The 254-nt window shown below is 66.9% G+C and carries 1 pseudogene; it reads left to right on the plus strand.

Going from position 1 to position 254, the window contains the following annotated elements:
• Positions 1 to 254: pseudogene (locus ACZ3HG_RS24275) on the plus strand (hypothetical protein); the annotation flags it as partial.

Below are 254 nucleotides of genomic sequence, written 5' to 3' on the forward strand. Positions count from 1 at the left end.
CTCAAACGGCCCGACCTGTATGGCAAGACGGGCACCACCAACGATGTGGTCGATGCCTGGTTTGCCGGCTTCCAGCCCCGCATCGCCGCGGTGGCATGGGTGGGATACGACACCCCGCGCAGCCTGGGGAGCCGTTCGTCGGGTTCGGCGCTGGCCTTGCCGGCCTGGATCGACTTCATGAGCACCGCACTCAAGAACGTGCCGGTGCAAGAGTTGCAGCCGCCTGAGGGGGTGGTGCGGGTCAACGGCGACTG

Source organism: Erwinia sp. PME.40.26/001 (assembly GCF_055556675.1).